Below are 15742 nucleotides of genomic sequence, written 5' to 3'. Positions count from 1 at the left end.
ATAGACAGTTAGCACCCATAGACCGCTAGTAAACATATAAGAGGAACGTCCCCATGACAAAACGTACGTTTTCGCGCTTGGCCCTGGCAGCCGCAACTTCCATGCTTTTTATTTCCCCTGCTATGGCAGAAACCTTACGCCTGGGCACGGTAGTAAGTGCTCCTCACCCATGGATTGATGCTGCTGAAGCGTTTAAAGCCGAAGTAGCAGAAGCGACCGATGGGCGTATCGATGTACAGATTTTCCCAGGTGGCCAATTGGGTAATGACCAGACAATGGTCGATGAGATTCGTATCGGTACCACCGATATGATCATTGGCGGTGTGATGAATATTTCGCCGTATACCCCTGAATTTGAAATTTTCAGTCTTAATTATCTGTTTGAAGATATGGATAAATTTCGGGCTGCCACCTCTCCCGACTCGCCCGTGTTTGACTACTTCGCCAACGCTATGCAGGAGTCAGGGGTAGGCTTGAAGTTGTTGAGCCTGACAGGAGGGGGAACGCGCAATTTAAGTACCAATACCGGACCTGTCACCCAGCCTTCGGATCTGCAAGGTATCAAGATGCGTGTCACAGGCTCGCGCCTGGATGCTGAGATGTGGCAATCAGTCGGTGCGTTGACGACATCGCTACCATGGACAGAAATTTACACTGGCCTGCAAACCGGCGTAGTGGGGGCCTTTGAAAGTACCATCAGTGGCTATTACTCAAGCCGCCTTTATGAAGTAGCTCCTTATCATGCAAAAACCGAGCACCAGGTGATGATGAGCCATATTTCCATCAGCGAGAACCGCTTTAATCGCTTCTCGGAAGAGGATCAGGCCATCATTCTCAATGCGGCCCAGCATGCGGGTGAGTTCGGCACTGAAAAAGGAGTGGAGTACGATGCGGAGTTTATTCAGGAATTCGATGATCTGGGGGTAACGGTGACCGAAGTCGACAAGCAGGCCTTCATTGATGCGGTCGTTCCTCTGCATGACGAGTTTGCTGAGGAACGTGGTTTGACTGAGCTGCTTGACACGATTCGCAACCTGTAAACCGCGATCCATCAGCGCTTTGGCGTGCTGCTTTGTGTCTCATCTGCAAGCAGTGCGCCAATGTAAGGGCAGAAAAATGCGGAAAATAAACGATCTGTTGGAGAAACTCCTGACATTTATCGCAGGCTCGCTGTTTGCAGCCTTTATCCTAACGGTGCTCTATCAGGTGGTGGCACGTAACTACCTGAAAATATCAGTATCGTGGACCGATGAAGTCGCTATGGCATGTTTCATTTGGGCGGTCTTTATTGGCGCGGCCATTGCACTACGTAAGCGTAGGCACTATGTGGTGGACGTTTTTCCTCCAAACTTTGTTATTACTCAGCGGGTATTACGCTTATTCGGTAGCTTAGCCTGTCTGCCCGTGATCTATGTACTGATTGTGCACGGTAATGTACTGGTGGATATGGGCTGGAACCGACGCTCGGTAGCGTTAGGTACGCCCATGGCCTATGTGTTCGCCGCGATCCCCGTAGCAGGTATCTCCATGTTGCTATTTTCTATTGAGACTATTCGCGATGATATCGCCAAGCTGCGTGCTGGTAGAGATGCGGCCAATGGTGGAGAGGCTCCCGAATCATGAGTCCATTGATTACCTTGATTGGCAGTTTTCTGATTCTTATCGGCCTAAGTGTCCCTATCGCTTTTGCGATTGGTTTGGCTTCCATATTGACGATCATGCAATTGGGGCTGCCCTTAACATCGGTCGTTAATCAGATGTTTGCCAGCATTAACTCATTCCCGTTACTGGCCGTGCCTTTCTTCCTACTGTTAGGGCGGCTGATGAACGACGGGGGCATCACCGACCGTCTGCTACGCTTTGCGGATAGTACTGTTGGGCATGTCCGCGGCGGCCTGGGCCACATCAATGTCATGGTATCCATGATGTTCGCCAGCCTTTCGGGGTCTGCAGCTGCAGATACTGCCAGCGTGGGGGCGGTACTCATTCCGGCTATGAAGAAGTCGGGCTATCCCGCGCCGTTTGCTGTGGCATTGACGGCCGCATCGTCCGTGCTGGGGGGGATCATTCCGCCCTCGATTCTCATGGTAATTTACGGTGCCTTTGGCAACGTATCCGTGGGTGCTCTGTTTATGGGGGGCATTCTGCCAGGGATACTCGTCGGTTTGATGCAGATGGGCTATGTGTATTACATCGCGAGAAAGCACGATATTAAAGCAACGGGTAAGTTCTCTTTCCGCCAAATGGGGCGTACTGCGATCACCGCTGCTCCACCTATGGTGCTGCCGCTAGTGGTTCTCGGTGGCATCACCCTAGGCGTATTCACTGCCACGGAAGCTGCTTCGGTAGCGGTTTTGGTAGGCGTGTTGCTGGCCTTTGTTTTTTATCGAGCGATACGTTTTAGGCAGCTTCCCGGCATTTTGTCAGATTCGGTTGTGGCCTTTTCGTTACCGATGTTTGCTGTCGCGTCCGCAGGCATTATGGGGTGGCTGATTTCGTACTTGGGGATCGCTCAGGAGGTCGCTAACTTTATCCTCACCGTAACGCAATCGCGGGTGGGCATCATGCTGTTGGTGATGCTGTTCATGTTAGTAATTGGCACAGTCCTCAGCCCGGTGACAGCAGTTATTATCTTCCTCCCCATTATTCAGGGGCTGTGTATCGCGGCTGATATCAACCAGGTCCATATGGCGCTGGTAGTGATTTTATCGCTCACCCTAGGGTTGATTACGCCTCCGTATGGTATTTGCCTGCTTATCGCAACACAGATTGGCGAAGTTTCCATGCCGCGTGCTTTTATGGCAGTAATACCGCTAATAGTGCTCATTATGTCGATCATTATCGCCATGATACTACTGCCAAGCGTCTTTCTGTATTTACCGCAATTAGTGTTTCCAAAAGCGTTTTAGTAAGGTGGGGTAGCGTTATATTAGCGCTACCCCCACCTCTACGATGCCAAATACTGCCACCCCAGCAGCGACCGGCCAGCCCAAAGAGCGGAGCCGCGACCATACCCACAATGTGACGGCAAGACCGATAGCCGTGGCAATCCATGAAACGGCACTCGGGCTCACTGGCACGATGGAAACACCGAGCACAGCGGCGATCATCAGCGGGCCGAGAATACTCAGCCATTGAGGCATATTGTTAATACCGGTCTCGCTATTTATCCGGCGCTGCATCCATAGAAAAGGCACTACACGCATCAGCAACGTACCTATCGCGGATATCATCACCGCTAACCACAACGCGCTACTCATTACTTCCTCTCCTTTTTTCAAACTTCACCAGATAGAAGCACAGCGCGCCACAGGCGGCCGCCAATGGGATGGCAACATTGCCCCATCCAGTCAGCGTTAAACACAGCGCAGCAATGATGGTGAGTCCCATTGCTACTGCCCAGCGTTTATCGGTAAAACGCGGAGCCACCATGGTGAGAAATAGGGCAGGCAGCGCGAAGGGCATAATTTCACCCAACAACGGCCAGCGGGCGGTAAATGCTTCGCCAGCGGTAGCCCCCACGGCAGTGCCCACTGCCCACGCACCCCACGCCAGTAACGATGCACCTACAAACCAGCTAAAGCGCTTCGCGTCAGGCAGCTGCGGAAGCCTGGTTAATGCCAGAGCAAATACCTGGTCGGTTAGGCCGTGCATTAGCCATGGCCAGTGGCGGCTGCGTGGCAGCAGCTCGGCTAGGTTAGGACCGTACACCACGTGGCGCACATTAATCAGTAATGTCATTGCTACCACCAACCATAGTGGTGCGCCGGTGGCGATCATGCCGACAAACAAAAACTGCGAAGCACCCGCGTAAATCAGCGCCGATATAGCTGTGGCTTCCCATGTGCTAAAGCCAGCTTGGCTAGCCACCAAACCAAACGATAGCGCCACCGGTATGTAACCGCCTAATAGCGGAATCGCTTCCTGCACGCCTTGCAGCGCGCTGCGCCACGGCGAGTGGCTGATAACTTGGCTCATGGTGCATCCCCCTGTTCGCCGTAAGTAATGGTGAGTAGCATGGTGGCCTCTTGGTCTTGGGTGCGGTAAAAGTGAGGCTTATCAGCGCTAAAGGTGATGCTTTCGCCAGGGGCTAGCGCAGTAACCGTCCCTTCTGGGCCGACTTCGAGCCAGCCGCTGATCAGGATCAGCGTTTCTTGAGTACCCAGGGTGTGAGCTTCGGCGTGGCGCAGGGTATGGGGAGCGCAGCGCATCCAATAGGCATCTACCTGAGGCGAGCCTTTTCCCTGGTCAATTAACTGAACTTGTACGCCATCTTCACCTAAAGGCACAGAGATAGGCGCAACCAGGGTGCCGAAGGGGACATTAAGCTGTACTGCTAACCGCCAGATGGTATCCAAGGTGGGGTTGCCATTACCCTGTTCCAGACGGCACAGATTCGATTTGGCAATGCCAGCGGCATTGGCTAGATAGGAGAGTGACCAGCCCCGCGCTTGGCGAAGGGATTGCAAATGCTGACCTAGGGTACTTAGTGAGTGCTCATCCATTCGATTATCTCGCTGTTCCTTTTATAGAACGTTCTATATAAGGAACAGCGAGAAGTCAACCAAATTGCGTTATAACGTGTGGTCAGAGCCGGAGGGTTGACGGGCTCGGCAGGCGGCAGCAGTGAACAGCACATCCGTTGAGGAATTCAGCGCGGTTTCGGTCGCGTCTTGTACCACGCTGATGACAAAGCCAATTGCCACCGCTTGCATGGCGACTTCTGTGGGAATGCCAAATAGGTTGGCAGCCATCGGAATGAGCATCAGCGAACCACCGGCTACGCCTGAAACACCGCAGGCAGCCAGTGCAGACACCACGCACAGTAGTAGGGCAGTGGGGAAGTCGACGGTAATGCCTAGCGTATGGGTGGTCGCCAAGGTAATCACCGTTATGGTGATTGCTGCACCACACATGTTGATCGTCGCACCAAGCGGAATTGAAATAGCGTAGGTATCGGCATCCAGCTTTAGACGGCGACACAGCTCTAAATTTACGGGGATATTTGCCGCTGAGCTGCGGGTAAAGAAGGCGGTAATGGCACTGCCGCGCAGGCAGGTAAACACCAGTGGGTAAGGGTTCTGACGGGTAGTGAGGTAAACGAGCAGCGGATTGCTAACCAGAGCAACAAACAGCATACAGCCTACGATGACTCCTAGCAGTTGAGCGTAGTTGAGCAATGCCTCTACCCCTGACTCTGCCAAGGTTCCCGCGACTAAGCCAAAGATGCCAATCGGCGCTAAGCGAATTACCAGCGTGACAATGCGGGTGACAGCAGTGGATAAATCGCTTAACGCTTGGCGGGTGGTGTCGCTGGCTTGGCGTAGCATTAAACCAAGGCCAATGGCCCATGCCAGAATAGCGATAAAGTTCGCTTCCATTAGTGCACTTATCGGGTTAGCCACCGCATTTAATAACAGATCCCTTAGAACGCTAAAAATATCCCCAGGTGGATTGCCGTCAATTTGCCCCGCATTCAATGCCAGTTCGGTAGGGAATAGAAAGCTTGCCGCCACTGCAATTAGCGCAGCGACTAATGTGCCTACCACATACAGTATGAGCACGGGGCGAATGTGAGTGGGTTGACCTTTCTTGTGTGCAGCGATGGCAGCGGTAACCAGCACAAAGACTAAAATAGGGGCCACTGCTTGCAGCGCGGCAATAAATAGCTGACCAAGCAGTGCCACATTGCCTGCAATGTTCGGTGTGAAAAGGGCGATGAATATCCCGGCAACAATGCCTATTAAAATCTGCAGGATAAGGCCCAGCCGGAAAAGTGGCTGAAACACGGTGTAGATGGTGGCGATCATTGCGCGACTCTCAGGTAGTAGAAGGGGAAACGTTGTGGCGACAGGCTGTGGACGTGCCTGAAAGGGGCAGCATTCTACCAGCTGTGAGTATCTCGCGGGCAGTTGGGTGAAAAACTTGGGGAGGGCGCCCAATTAGATAAGTAACTGACGATATAATGTGCTGATCGCTATGTTTGGCTCTTGGCGATACCCACGTTGCAATCTATCGCTTCTCTTAAATAGAGAAAAGAACAGGGAACTTATCAATGCGCATCAAAGTGTTATTCGCTGCACTGCTGATACTGTGTAGCTCTTCACTTGCAATGGCTGCCGACTACCATATCGATATCACTAATCGTACGGGCTATATCTTGTATTACATGTATATAAGCCCAGTCGATTCAAAAAGCTGGGAAGAGGATGTGCTCGGTAATGACGTCTTGATGGATGGTGATACTCAACGGGTGGCGATTACGGGGTATGACAGTCCTTACTTCGATATTCGTTTAGTCGATGAAGACGACGACAGCTACACCTTCTGGAAGGTAGATGTATCGACCCGGGATCTTGTGGTTACGCTAGATGATTTAGACTGATAAAAATTCCCAACGGTTTGCCTCCCCTAACAGCAACTCGGCTGATGAATCTTCGGCATAGAGGCAAGCCGTTTATATAGCCATTGGTTAGCTAGTGGCGTGATAAGAACGAGATTGGCTTTTAATCGAACAGAGATAGAATTATCACCTTGGCCACGACCGCAATGTCCAATAGCCTCCCCATAGCCGCGTGGCAGTCGTGATTAGGCAAGCGACTGCGAATAGCCCCGCTAACCATGGAAAATAGTCAGGAAATAGGCAAAAGAGCACTAACGCGATAACGGTTTCTGTGCCTTCGGTTAACCCCTCTAAATAGTAAAATGCCTTTTGTGGAAAGTTTGGCCGATCAACATTGCGTGCTTTCGCCGCAATAGCAAAGGCTAAAAACGATGTTCCCGTGCCGATAAATGCGAATAGCAGTAGCGCGGCTGCCAGCGCATTTTGCCCAGGGTTAGCCAGCGCGAACCCCAGTACGACCGCGGCATAAAAGACAAAATCCAACCCGATATCAATAAACCCACCCGCATCGCTTTGCTGGCCGCTTAGCCGGGCAAGTGCGCCATCCAGCCCATCACCGAGGCGGTTCAATAAAATCGCCATCAGTGCCAAAACATAATATTCAAAGGCTAATAGCGGTAGCGCGCTCATGCCCACTAAAAAAGCCACTAAGGTAACTTGGTCAGGGGTAATCTGCCGGTTGTTGAGGTGCTCAGCCATACTGGCAAGTGGGCGATGGGTCAACGGCATAGTAAAACGGTCGAGCACGTGAATACCTCCTTGGAAAAAGACTCAAACCTAGCGTGATAAAAGTGCAGTGTCACATCAGGGTAAGAAGCGCTAACAGCTACAACTAAAGTTGTTAGACTTTGGTTGTAGTTTTCGTCAATTCACTGGACTAATACTTGGCTGCAGTGAATAAAGGGCACCAAAAAGCCAGCTAGGCTGGTTTAAATACGCCATAGGGGGTTGCTGAGAGAAGCTCCCTTTCGATCACCTGACTGCGAACGGTACTTTGATAATGCGCAGAACTGCCACCATGACACTCTGGGAGTCGCTTTGGCACTCCCATGACCAAGTCAAAAACCTACTTATGTGTGCGTTGCCAGCCGCCGGCGCTGGACGCTCATCCTCTACTACGTCAGGTGAGCAACAACACTCGGGTAGCAAACCACCAAAGCCACCTGCCTATACGACAGCTCAAAAGGTTGGGCTAGTGCTAGGGCCGATGCTGTTTGCCTTCGTGTTGCTGTTTTTTCACCCGGCGGAGCTTAGCTTAGAAGGCCGCATGGTACTTGCCACCACGCTTTGGGTAGCCGTGTGGTGGATTACCGAAGCCATCCCTATTCCTGTTACGTCACTTTTGCCCATTGTATTGCTGCCGATCACCGGCGCCCTTGAGAGTAGTGCGGTTACGGCAGCATACGGCAATCCTATTATCTTCCTTTTCCTCGGCGGTTTTATGATTGCCCTGGCGATGGAGAAGTGGGATCTGCATAAGCGTATTGCCCTCACCATTATTTCGGTATTGGGCACCAGCATTAACAGTATTGTGTTCGGCTTTATGGCGGCCACTGGCTTTTTGTCGATGTGGGTATCCAACACGGCGTCGGTCATGATGATGCTGCCTATTGGCACCGCGATTGTCTATCAGGTAACCCAGGAGCTTAATAAGAGCGAGGGTGATCATAGCGAAGACATCGATAAATTCAGTAAAGCGCTGATTTTTGGCGTTGGTTACGGCGGCACTATCGGCGGTTTGGGTACCCTGATTGGTACGCCTCCCAATATTATTCTGGCAGCGATTGTGAATGAGCTGTTTGGCGTTGAAATTACCTTTGCCAGTTGGATGATGTTTGCTTTCCCGGTCGTTGTGGTGCTGCTGTTTATTGGTTGGCTAATGCTGACACGCTTTATTTACCCGATTAACTTCAGCAACCTTCCGGGTGGCAAAGCGCTCATTGCTAAGGAAAAAGCAGCGCTGGGTAAGATCACCTTTGAAGAGAAAGCCGTGCTGGTTGTTTTCCTGTTAGCGGCATTTTTCTGGATTACCCGTTCTTTCCTGTGGCAAGGTCAAATACTCACCATTCCAGGTATTAACGACACGATGATTGCCATTGTGGCGGCGATTGCGCTGTTCTTAATTCCTTCGCCAAACAAAGGCGGCTGCTTGCTGGGGTGGGATATTGCCAAAGACGTGCCATGGGGCATTCTGCTGCTGTTTGGCGGCGGCTTGGCGATTGCTGCTGGCTTCGGTTCCTCTGGGTTAGCCGCCTGGATTGGTGGTCAGATGAGTGTGCTGGAAGGTGTTAACTTCTTGCTAGTGATCTTGTTAGCCGCTGGAATGGTGTTGTTCTTGACCGAAATCACCTCCAATACAGCAACGGCCACGATGATTCTTCCGGTGCTTGCCTCGCTGGCGCTGGCGTTGGATATCCATCCGTTCGTGCTAATGGTACCTGCTGCCATGGCAGCGAATTGCGCCTTTATGCTGCCGGTGGGCACACCCCCCAATGCGATTATTTTTGCGACCGGAAAAATCAAAATTATCGAAATGGTGCGCAATGGGTTCTGGCTAAATATTTTCGCGCTACTGCTAATCGTCGCAGCGGTTTATTTCTTATTGCCCCTCATGTGGGGTATTGACTTAACCAGCTATCCGGACGCGTTCCGCGACTAACCGACAGCCACTACTGTTGCTTCAGCCCCGCCATGTGCGGGGCTTTTTGTTGGGAGCTTTGGTAGCAAGCTTTTTGTGCTGCGTGACGGACAGTTTGGAATGCAGATTGCTATGATGGGGCATATTTTTTGCGTTGAGCCTGCCATGCGACTACTTCATACCGCCGATTGGCACTTAGGGCGGCTGTTTCACAACCTCTCTCTGCTGGAAGACCAGCGCCATGTATTGAACCAGCTACTGGATATTATCGACCGCGATGCGGTGGATGCTGTGCTGGTTGCAGGCGATATCTACGACCGTTCGGTGCCGCCATCCGCTGCCGTCACGCTGTTAGATGAGGTGCTTGGTGAGCTGTGTGAAAAGCGTGGCCTACCGGTGATTATGATTTCCGGCAACCACGACGGCGCTGAGCGACTTGGCTTCGGGGCGCGCCACCTGCGCCAAGCAGGGCTGCATATTCTGTCTGATCTATCTGCCTGCGATCATCCCGTGACACTGTCGATTAATGGGGAAGAAGTGGATGTGTTCGGTATTCCCTACGATGACCCGGAGTATGTACGCAGCCAGTTTTCGGTGGATGTCCGCGATTTCGACAGCGCCCACCGTTTCTTAGTCGAACGTATCAACACCCAGCGCCGAGCGGGTCGACCTACTGTGCTTATGAGCCACTGCTTTGTGGATGGCGGCAGTGCCAGCGATTCAGAGCGCCCGTTAACCTTGGGGGGCGCGGAAAGTGTTGCTTGGGAGCCGATGCAGTCGTTTGACTACGTCGCCTTAGGCCACCTTCATGGGCCGCAATATCGCGGTGGTGAACATATTCGCTACAGTGGTTCGCTGCTTAAATACAGCTTCTCAGAGGCTAACCAGCGCAAAGGCGTCACGCTGGTGGATATTGGCCCCGAGGGCGTGAGCCAGATCGAGCACCGCCCGCTGACGCCGCGCCGAGAGGTACGTGTGCTGGAAGGCGAACTGGCCGAGCTGCTAGCACAAGGCAAAGCCGATACCCAAGCCGATGACTATTTGTTAGTGCGGCTGACCGACCGCCACGCGATTCTTGACCCCATGGGCAAGCTACGCGAGGTCTACCCCAACGTGCTGCATTTAGAAAAGCCCGGCATGTTAGAAGCGCAAGGGCGGCAGCAGTTAGATCGCGAACGGCTGCAGTTCAGCGCGTTGGATATGTTTAGTGATTTTTTTACCCAAACCAGCGGGGGTAGCATGAGTGATGAGCAGGCCAGCGCCATGCGTGAGCTCATCACCACTCTAAGCCGTGAGCAGGAGAGCCAGCCATGACGCCGTTAACGCTCACCATGCAGGCGTTTGGCCCTTTTGCAGGCAGCGAAACGATCGACTTTACTGCGCTGGGCAAAAGCCCACTGTTTCTGATTAACGGTCCCACGGGCGCAGGGAAAAGCTCGATATTAGATGCCATCTGTTTTGCGCTTTACGGCCAAACCACCGGTAACGACCGCGATGCCGGACAAATGCGTTGCGACCAAGCCGCCGATACCTTACTGACCGAGGTGAGCTTGGATTTTCGGCTGCGCGATGGGGCTTACCGAGTGCGCCGGGTGCCTCAGCAGGAGCGCCCCAAGGCCACTGGTGAAGGCACAACCACACAAAGTGCTGAAGCCCAGCTGTGGCGGCTGACCCCGGAAGGTGATGAGAATGAATGTTTGGTGGCGCGTAAGATCACTGATGCCAACAGCCAACTGCACGCGTTAATAGGTCTGGATGCTAATCAATTTCGCCAAGTAATGGTGCTGCCCCAGGGGAAGTTTCGTGAACTGCTGTTAGCGGAATCGAAAGACCGCGAGAAGATTTTTTCGCAGCTATTTCAAACCCAGATTTTTCAGCGCATTGAAGAGCGCCTGCGTACCCAGGCGAATCAAATAGAGCGAGCGGTGAATGATCATCGCCAACATATCAGCGGCATTTTGGCCGGGGGCGAGCTGGAAAGCGAAGCGGCATTGGCGCAAGAAGTAGAGGCGCTAACCCCGCAAGTAGGGCAAGCGCGTCAGCGTTTTGAAACCGCGCAGCAGCAGCGCCGTAGTACTGAACAGCGACGAGATGAAGCCCAAGCGTTACAGCGCCAATTTGAAGCGCGGGACAGCCTCGCCGCAGAGAAAGCGCGCCACCTTGAGCAGCAGGCGCAAATAACGGCCTTTCAGAGCCGCTTGACCCAAAGCGACCACGCTCAAGCGCTGCGACCTTACAGTGCTGCGTTAGTCCAGGCGCAGCAGGCACTCACTACCGCCCAAGAGGAGCAGCGACAGGCCGATGCCGCGCTGACTACCCAGCGTACGAATACTGAACAAGCCAAGCGTACCTTTGAAGCGGCACGCCAGCGCCAGACCGAACTACCTGCACTCCGCGAGCGCCATCGTCAGTTGGGCGAGTTTATCCACAAAAGCCAGCAGTTAAGTGAGCTTGAAGCGCGCTGGCAAGCGGCACAAACCGCTTGGCAGCAAGCCGATGACATACTTAAGCGTGATGAAGCTCAGTTAGACGGTATTCGCCAGCAAGGTGAAGCGCTAAGCGTTACGCTTGAGCAGCTGCAAACGGAAAGTCAGCAGTTGGCCAGCGCCCCTGCAGAGCTGAGCCGCCACGAGAGCTTGCTAGCTCAGCGGCAGGAGTTGGAGGCGCTGATGCGGCAGGGGCGTGAACTTGTCGCTCAACAACAGCAGGCAGCGGCGGCACTTCAAGGTCGGCGCAGTGAAGCAGAACAGGCTAAGCGCCACGCAACTGAGCAAGAGATGCGCTGGCACCAAGGGCAAGCCGCACTGTTAGCGCTCACCCTGGAAGAGGACGCACCTTGCCCGGTGTGTGGCAGCCTTGAACACCCATCACCAGCGGTTCAGCATGCTGATCTCGTTACCCAAGCGCAGGTAGAAGAAGCCCGCTCAGCTCAGGAGCGGGCTCGCCAAGCCTTCCAAACCGCCGAGCGTCAGGAGCAGCAGTTAGCACAACAGCTTAGCTATAACGCTGAGCAGGCGCAGCGCCTTAGTCACCAGTTAGGCGATTGGGCCAGCCAACCGCCGCTTGAGCTGCAACAAGCCTGCGAACACTTGCGCCGCCAAGTCGCGCGTCGGCAGCATGTCGAGAGTGAGATTAATCGGCAAAGCGCTGCCCGTGACGAGCTACGTAGCGGCTGGGGCACGCTGGACAAACAGCTCAAAGCCCAGCGGCCTGCGGTTGAAAAGGCCAAAGAGGAGGCGTTACGGCTAGAGAGCCAGCGCGATCAATTAAGCCAATCACTGCCAGAAGATGCCCGTAACCCGTTGGCCATGCGCCAAACGCTCACTGAACTTGATAGCCAAATTGCTGAGCTTGAACAGGCCTGGGAGCGTGCACAACAGGTGCTTTCGACGAGCCAGACCCAGCAGGCGCGGGCAGAAGAGCAGCTGCGCAGCGCAAACCAGCAGTTGGTGCGTAACCAGCAAGCGCTTGAGCAGGCCCAGGCTGAGTGGCAAACGGCGCTACAAGCTAGTTCATTTGACAGCGAAGCTGCTTATCAGGCGGCTCAGCTAGAAGATAGCCAACGGCAAGACCTGGCTCGCCACGTAGAGGCCTATCAACGCCGGTTGGCTGAGCTTGACGGCGCGCTACACAATTACCACGCCCAGCTGGCTGCAAAAACGCCGCCAGATCTCGCCGCACTCGCCACACTTACCGAAGCCGCCCAAGCGGAGGAGCATACTCAACTCGATGCGTGGCGGGCGCTAGATGGGCGGTTAACTACGTTGCAGGGAGTTCGCCAGAAACTTACCGCTGCCCGTGCGGCCCAGGCCGAGCTTGAAGCCCAGTATCGGGTGTGGGGGACATTAAGCGAAGTGGCTAATGGGCGCACCGGTAATCGCATTAGCTTGCAGCGGTTTGTGCTAGGAGTGCTGCTGGACGACGTACTGATCCAAGCGTCTGAACGGCTGGTGCGTATGAGCCGCGGGCGCTACCAGTTGGTGCGACGTGAAGACCCATCCAAGGGCAATAAAGCCTCGGGGTTGGAGTTGGATGTGGCCGATACCTACACCGGCAAGAGCCGTTCGGTAGCGACGCTTTCCGGCGGCGAGTCGTTTATGGCGGCCTTGGCGTTGGCACTAGGGCTTTCTGACGTGGTGCAGGCCTACGCAGGCGGTATTCAGTTGGATACGCTATTTATTGATGAGGGCTTTGGCAGCCTTGATCAGGATGCATTAGACCAAGCAATTGCTATGCTCAGTGAGTTACAAATGGGCGGGCGAATGATCGGGATTATCTCTCATGTCAGCGAACTCAAAGAGCAAATGCCTGTCCGTGTTGAAGTGCGTGCCAGCCGACTTGGTAGCTCGGTGGAAGTGAAGGGCGCGCTTCTTTAATGCCTGGGGTGGCGTTAATTCATGCTGCGTTCATACAGCATGTTTTATAACGGAAGTGAATCGTCTAGCGAGCCCTAGAGATACTATCCACTTAGGAGTGCAAGGATGAACGCAAGCAAGATTTTACAACAGTTGATGAAGCAGGCCAGCGGTAGCAGAAGTAGTGGAAACAGTGGTGGAAACAGCGGAAGCGGTTTCGATGTTAAAGGCGTTATTGATGGGCTATCGCGCCAGCTAGGCGGTGGTAGCAGTAGCGCAGGCCAGGGCTCGCGGCAAGGGGGCGGCTCTAGCGGCTTTGATATTAAGAGCCTGTTAGGTGGTGGCGCAATGGGCATGCTTATTGGCTCTAAGCGTGGTCGTAGCATGGGCGGTAAAGCGCTCAAGTACGGCGCAATTGCTGGTGTGGGCATGCTGGCCTGGAAAGCATGGCAAAGCTCTCAGGAAGGGAAAAATGCTGCTAACTCGTCCAGTGCTGCTCAAAATGCATCCGAGGGCGAACGGGTAGAAGTGCTTAGCGGTGAGTATCAAGAGCGGCGCAGCCTTGAGCTGTTGCAAGCAATGATTATGGCCGCCAGAGCTGATGGCCACATTGATGAGCAAGAGCAGGCACTCATCACGGAGCAGATCGATGCGCTAGGCGCCGATCAGGAGATGCATCGCTGGGTCGAGCAGCAGCTCAACGCCCCGCTGGATGCTCAGACACTCGCCCGTGAAGCCGACTCCCCCCAGGCAGCCCGCGAGATGTATCTGATCAGCGTCGCTGTTACTGATGATCAAAACCCCATGGAGCGCGCTTGGTTGGATCAATTGGCAAGTGCGCTGAATCTCTCGCCCGACATGGCTGCCGAGCTTGAACGCCAGGCGCAGCAGGCCGGTTAATGCTGGATACCATTAATTTTTGGCTAGCCACCGGCTTTGGGCTGGGGCTAGCGCCGGTGGCGCCGGGTACGGTAGGTTCGCTGCTAGGAATTCCATTAGCGTGGTGGTTGTTAAGTAAGCCAACCCGTCAGCAAGCGGCCATAACGGGGCTGTTAGTTGCTGCAGCTGTTCCAGTATGCCATGCAGCTTCGCTGCACTTTGCGGGTGCTGACCATGGCAGCATCGTCGCCGACGAATATGTCGCGTTCCCGCTAGCGGTATTGGGGCTAACAGCCGCCCGAAATCCACTCGTTATGGCCCTGGCGTTTGGCGTTTATCGCTTCTTTGATTCGCTGAAGCCGCCGCCAATTCATTTGGCAGAGTATGTGCAGGGTGGCTTCGGAATTGTGTTAGACGATGTTATTGCAGCGTTAGTGACGTGGGGAGTGATGGCCCTAATAGTGAAGTTTTGGCAGCGCCGAACCGCTGAACAACACTAAAATCCATAACAATACTAGTAACCAAAAAAGCGCCGCTAGCCTGATGAAAGCTAGCGGCGCGCTCTTTTTATGATCTATGACTCTGAGCGTTTACCACCTCACTCTTTAACAACAATGACCGACTTTACGTTAACGAACTCAAGCATGCCAAAACCGCCATGCTCACGCCCATAACCGGAGTCTTTAACGCCGCCAAACGGCATTTCCGGGGTAGCAACGCCAAAGCCATTGATAAACACCATACCGGTGTCAAAGTACTTGCTGGCAAGCTCAGTAGCACGCTTCACATCTTTAGAGATGATGCCGCCGCCGAGGCCATAACGGCTGTCGTTGGCAATGCGCATGGCGTCTTCGTCATCTTTAGCGCGAATCAGCGCCGCGACGGGTCCGAATAGCTCATCATCGTAGGCGGGCTGGCCGGGTGTCACGTTATCCAGCACGGTCACTGGGTAAAACGCGCCTTTGCCAGATGGCTTTTCTCCGCCACAGAGGATTTTTGCGCCTTTACGCACACTCTGTTCCACCTGCTCGTGGAGAGCATCGCGTAGGTCAACCCGCGCCATGGGGCCTAAGCCGGTGTCATCTGCCCTGGGGTCGCCTACTTTCAGCGCCTTCATTTTTTCCACAAAACGCGCTTTGAACGCTTCATAGTTGGCATCGGTCACCACGAAGCGTTTTGCAGCCACGCAGGTCTGTCCGGTATTAAACACTCGGCCAGTAACACAGGTTTTGACGGCAACATCGAGATCGGCATCATCCAGCACCAAATAGGCATCGTTTGAGCCCAATTCCAGTACGGTTTTTTTCAGGTGCTCGGCTGCTTTTGCCGCCACTTTACGTCCTGCACCATCACTACCCGTAAGCGTGACGCCACGAACCGCCTTGTGTGCAATCACCTCATCAGATACATCGTGAGAGATAATGATCGTGCGGAAAACGTTTTCCGGTAGGCCAGCCTCACGATAAA

Annotated in this window: 15 protein-coding genes; 9 read left to right on the top strand and 6 right to left on the bottom strand. The window is 53.8% G+C overall.

The features are described 5' to 3' along the window. Window positions 1-53 precede the first annotated feature (53 nt). From INT22_RS02845 to INT22_RS02835, 3 genes are all read left to right on the top strand, one after another. A complete protein-coding gene (locus tag INT22_RS02845; protein WP_193067635.1) occupies window positions 54-1040 on the top strand; it encodes a TRAP transporter substrate-binding protein in 987 nt (328 codons plus the stop codon). A gap of 76 nt (window positions 1041-1116) precedes the next feature. After that, window positions 1117-1623 carry a TRAP transporter small permease gene (locus INT22_RS02840; RefSeq protein WP_193067634.1) on the top strand — a complete coding sequence of 169 codons (507 nt, stop codon included), beginning with the start codon at window positions 1117-1119 and terminating at the stop codon, window positions 1621-1623. Beyond that, window positions 1620-2909 (top strand): TRAP transporter large permease, encoded by a 1290-nt coding sequence (locus INT22_RS02835; protein ID WP_146941951.1) that lies wholly within the window; start codon window positions 1620-1622, stop codon window positions 2907-2909. Before INT22_RS02840 ends, INT22_RS02835 begins: the two co-directional genes overlap by 4 nt. A 15-nt stretch (window positions 2910-2924) precedes the next feature. On the opposite strand, the gene INT22_RS02830 is transcribed toward INT22_RS02835, so the two are convergent. From INT22_RS02830 to sstT, 4 genes are all read right to left on the bottom strand, one after another. Beyond that, the gene (locus tag INT22_RS02830; RefSeq protein ID WP_038477440.1) at window positions 2925-3260 is read right to left on the bottom strand and encodes an AzlD domain-containing protein; all 336 of its coding nucleotides are present in this window, start codon (window positions 3258-3260) and stop codon (window positions 2925-2927) included. After that, the gene (locus INT22_RS02825; protein WP_193067633.1) at window positions 3253-3978 is read right to left on the bottom strand and encodes an AzlC family ABC transporter permease; all 726 of its coding nucleotides are present in this window, start codon (window positions 3976-3978) and stop codon (window positions 3253-3255) included. The genes INT22_RS02830 and INT22_RS02825 overlap by 8 nt, the downstream gene beginning before the upstream one ends. Beyond that, a complete protein-coding gene (locus INT22_RS02820; protein WP_193067632.1) occupies window positions 3975-4505 on the bottom strand; it encodes a helix-turn-helix domain-containing protein in 531 nt (176 codons plus the stop codon). The genes INT22_RS02825 and INT22_RS02820 overlap by 4 nt, the downstream gene beginning before the upstream one ends. Window positions 4506-4574: 69 nt before the next feature. Continuing rightward, on the bottom strand, window positions 4575-5810 hold the full coding sequence (sstT, locus tag INT22_RS02815; RefSeq protein ID WP_193067631.1) for a serine/threonine transporter SstT: 1236 nt from the start codon (window positions 5808-5810) through the stop codon (window positions 4575-4577). Between the two features lie 245 nt (window positions 5811-6055). Here sstT and INT22_RS02810 point away from each other — a divergent pair, with 245 nt between their 5' ends. Continuing rightward, on the top strand, window positions 6056-6385 hold the full coding sequence (locus tag INT22_RS02810) for a hypothetical protein (protein ID WP_089039553.1): 330 nt from the start codon (window positions 6056-6058) through the stop codon (window positions 6383-6385). Window positions 6386-6529: 144 nt separating this feature from the next. Here the strand turns inward: INT22_RS02810 and INT22_RS02805 are convergent, their stop codons facing one another. After that, a complete protein-coding gene (locus INT22_RS02805) occupies window positions 6530-7150 on the bottom strand; it encodes a CDP-alcohol phosphatidyltransferase family protein (RefSeq protein ID WP_193067630.1) in 621 nt (206 codons plus the stop codon). Window positions 7151-7421: 271 nt separating this feature from the next. Between INT22_RS02805 and INT22_RS02800 the strand changes: the two genes are divergently transcribed. The 5 genes from INT22_RS02800 (at window position 7422) to INT22_RS02780 (ending at window position 14775) form a co-directional block, all read left to right on the top strand. Continuing rightward, on the top strand, window positions 7422-9062 hold the full coding sequence (locus INT22_RS02800) for an SLC13 family permease (RefSeq protein ID WP_193067654.1): 1641 nt from the start codon (window positions 7422-7424) through the stop codon (window positions 9060-9062). Window positions 9063-9206: 144 nt separating this feature from the next. After that, entirely contained in the window at window positions 9207-10355 is a 1149-nt protein-coding gene (locus INT22_RS02795) for a metallophosphoesterase family protein (protein WP_193067653.1), read from the top strand. Further along, on the top strand, window positions 10352-13417 hold the full coding sequence (locus INT22_RS02790) for an AAA family ATPase (RefSeq protein ID WP_193067629.1): 3066 nt from the start codon (window positions 10352-10354) through the stop codon (window positions 13415-13417). Before INT22_RS02795 ends, INT22_RS02790 begins: the two co-directional genes overlap by 4 nt. Window positions 13418-13522: 105 nt before the next feature. After that, window positions 13523-14296 carry a tellurite resistance TerB family protein gene (locus tag INT22_RS02785; RefSeq protein ID WP_193067628.1) on the top strand — a complete coding sequence of 258 codons (774 nt, stop codon included), beginning with the start codon at window positions 13523-13525 and terminating at the stop codon, window positions 14294-14296. Beyond that, the gene (locus tag INT22_RS02780) at window positions 14296-14775 is read left to right on the top strand and encodes a phosphatidylglycerophosphatase A family protein (RefSeq protein WP_193067627.1); all 480 of its coding nucleotides are present in this window, start codon (window positions 14296-14298) and stop codon (window positions 14773-14775) included. Before INT22_RS02785 ends, INT22_RS02780 begins: the two co-directional genes overlap by 1 nt. 98 nt (window positions 14776-14873) lie before the next feature. Here INT22_RS02780 and INT22_RS20205 read toward each other — a convergent pair. Beyond that, on the bottom strand, window positions 14874-15742 hold an 869-nt coding region (locus tag INT22_RS20205), incomplete at its 5' end, for an aldehyde dehydrogenase family protein (protein WP_226912357.1).

Source organism: Halomonas sp. 3D7M, assembly GCF_014897885.1.
Lineage (GTDB): Bacteria > Pseudomonadota > Gammaproteobacteria > Pseudomonadales > Halomonadaceae > Vreelandella.
Note: the sequence above shows the minus strand (reverse complement) of the source record. Positions and strands in the feature narration are given on the sequence as shown.

What these genes read in the sequence shown, in the direction of transcription:
- INT22_RS02835 (WP_146941951.1), top strand. Translation starts at nt 1,620, where the DNA reads ATGAGTCCATTGATTACCTTGATTGGCAGTTTTCTGATTCTTATCGGC.
- INT22_RS02800 (WP_193067654.1), top strand. Translation starts at nt 7,422, where the DNA reads ATGACACTCTGGGAGTCGCTTTGGCACTCCCATGACCAAGTCAAAAAC.
- INT22_RS02780 (WP_193067627.1), top strand. Translation starts at nt 14,296, where the DNA reads ATGCTGGATACCATTAATTTTTGGCTAGCCACCGGCTTTGGGCTGGGG.
- INT22_RS02795 (WP_193067653.1), top strand. Translation starts at nt 9,207, where the DNA reads ATGCGACTACTTCATACCGCCGATTGGCACTTAGGGCGGCTGTTTCAC.
- INT22_RS02825 (WP_193067633.1), bottom strand. Translation starts at nt 3,978, where the DNA reads ATGAGCCAAGTTATCAGCCACTCGCCGTGGCGCAGCGCGCTGCAAGGC.
- INT22_RS02785 (WP_193067628.1), top strand. Translation starts at nt 13,523, where the DNA reads ATGAACGCAAGCAAGATTTTACAACAGTTGATGAAGCAGGCCAGCGGT.
- INT22_RS02820 (WP_193067632.1), bottom strand. Translation starts at nt 4,505, where the DNA reads ATGGATGAGCACTCACTAAGTACCCTAGGTCAGCATTTGCAATCCCTT.
- INT22_RS02810 (WP_089039553.1), top strand. Translation starts at nt 6,056, where the DNA reads ATGCGCATCAAAGTGTTATTCGCTGCACTGCTGATACTGTGTAGCTCT.
- sstT (WP_193067631.1), bottom strand. Translation starts at nt 5,810, where the DNA reads ATGATCGCCACCATCTACACCGTGTTTCAGCCACTTTTCCGGCTGGGC.
- INT22_RS02845 (WP_193067635.1), top strand. Translation starts at nt 54, where the DNA reads ATGACAAAACGTACGTTTTCGCGCTTGGCCCTGGCAGCCGCAACTTCC.
- INT22_RS02830 (WP_038477440.1), bottom strand. Translation starts at nt 3,260, where the DNA reads ATGAGTAGCGCGTTGTGGTTAGCGGTGATGATATCCGCGATAGGTACG.
- INT22_RS02840 (WP_193067634.1), top strand. Translation starts at nt 1,117, where the DNA reads ATGCGGAAAATAAACGATCTGTTGGAGAAACTCCTGACATTTATCGCA.
- INT22_RS02790 (WP_193067629.1), top strand. Translation starts at nt 10,352, where the DNA reads ATGACGCCGTTAACGCTCACCATGCAGGCGTTTGGCCCTTTTGCAGGC.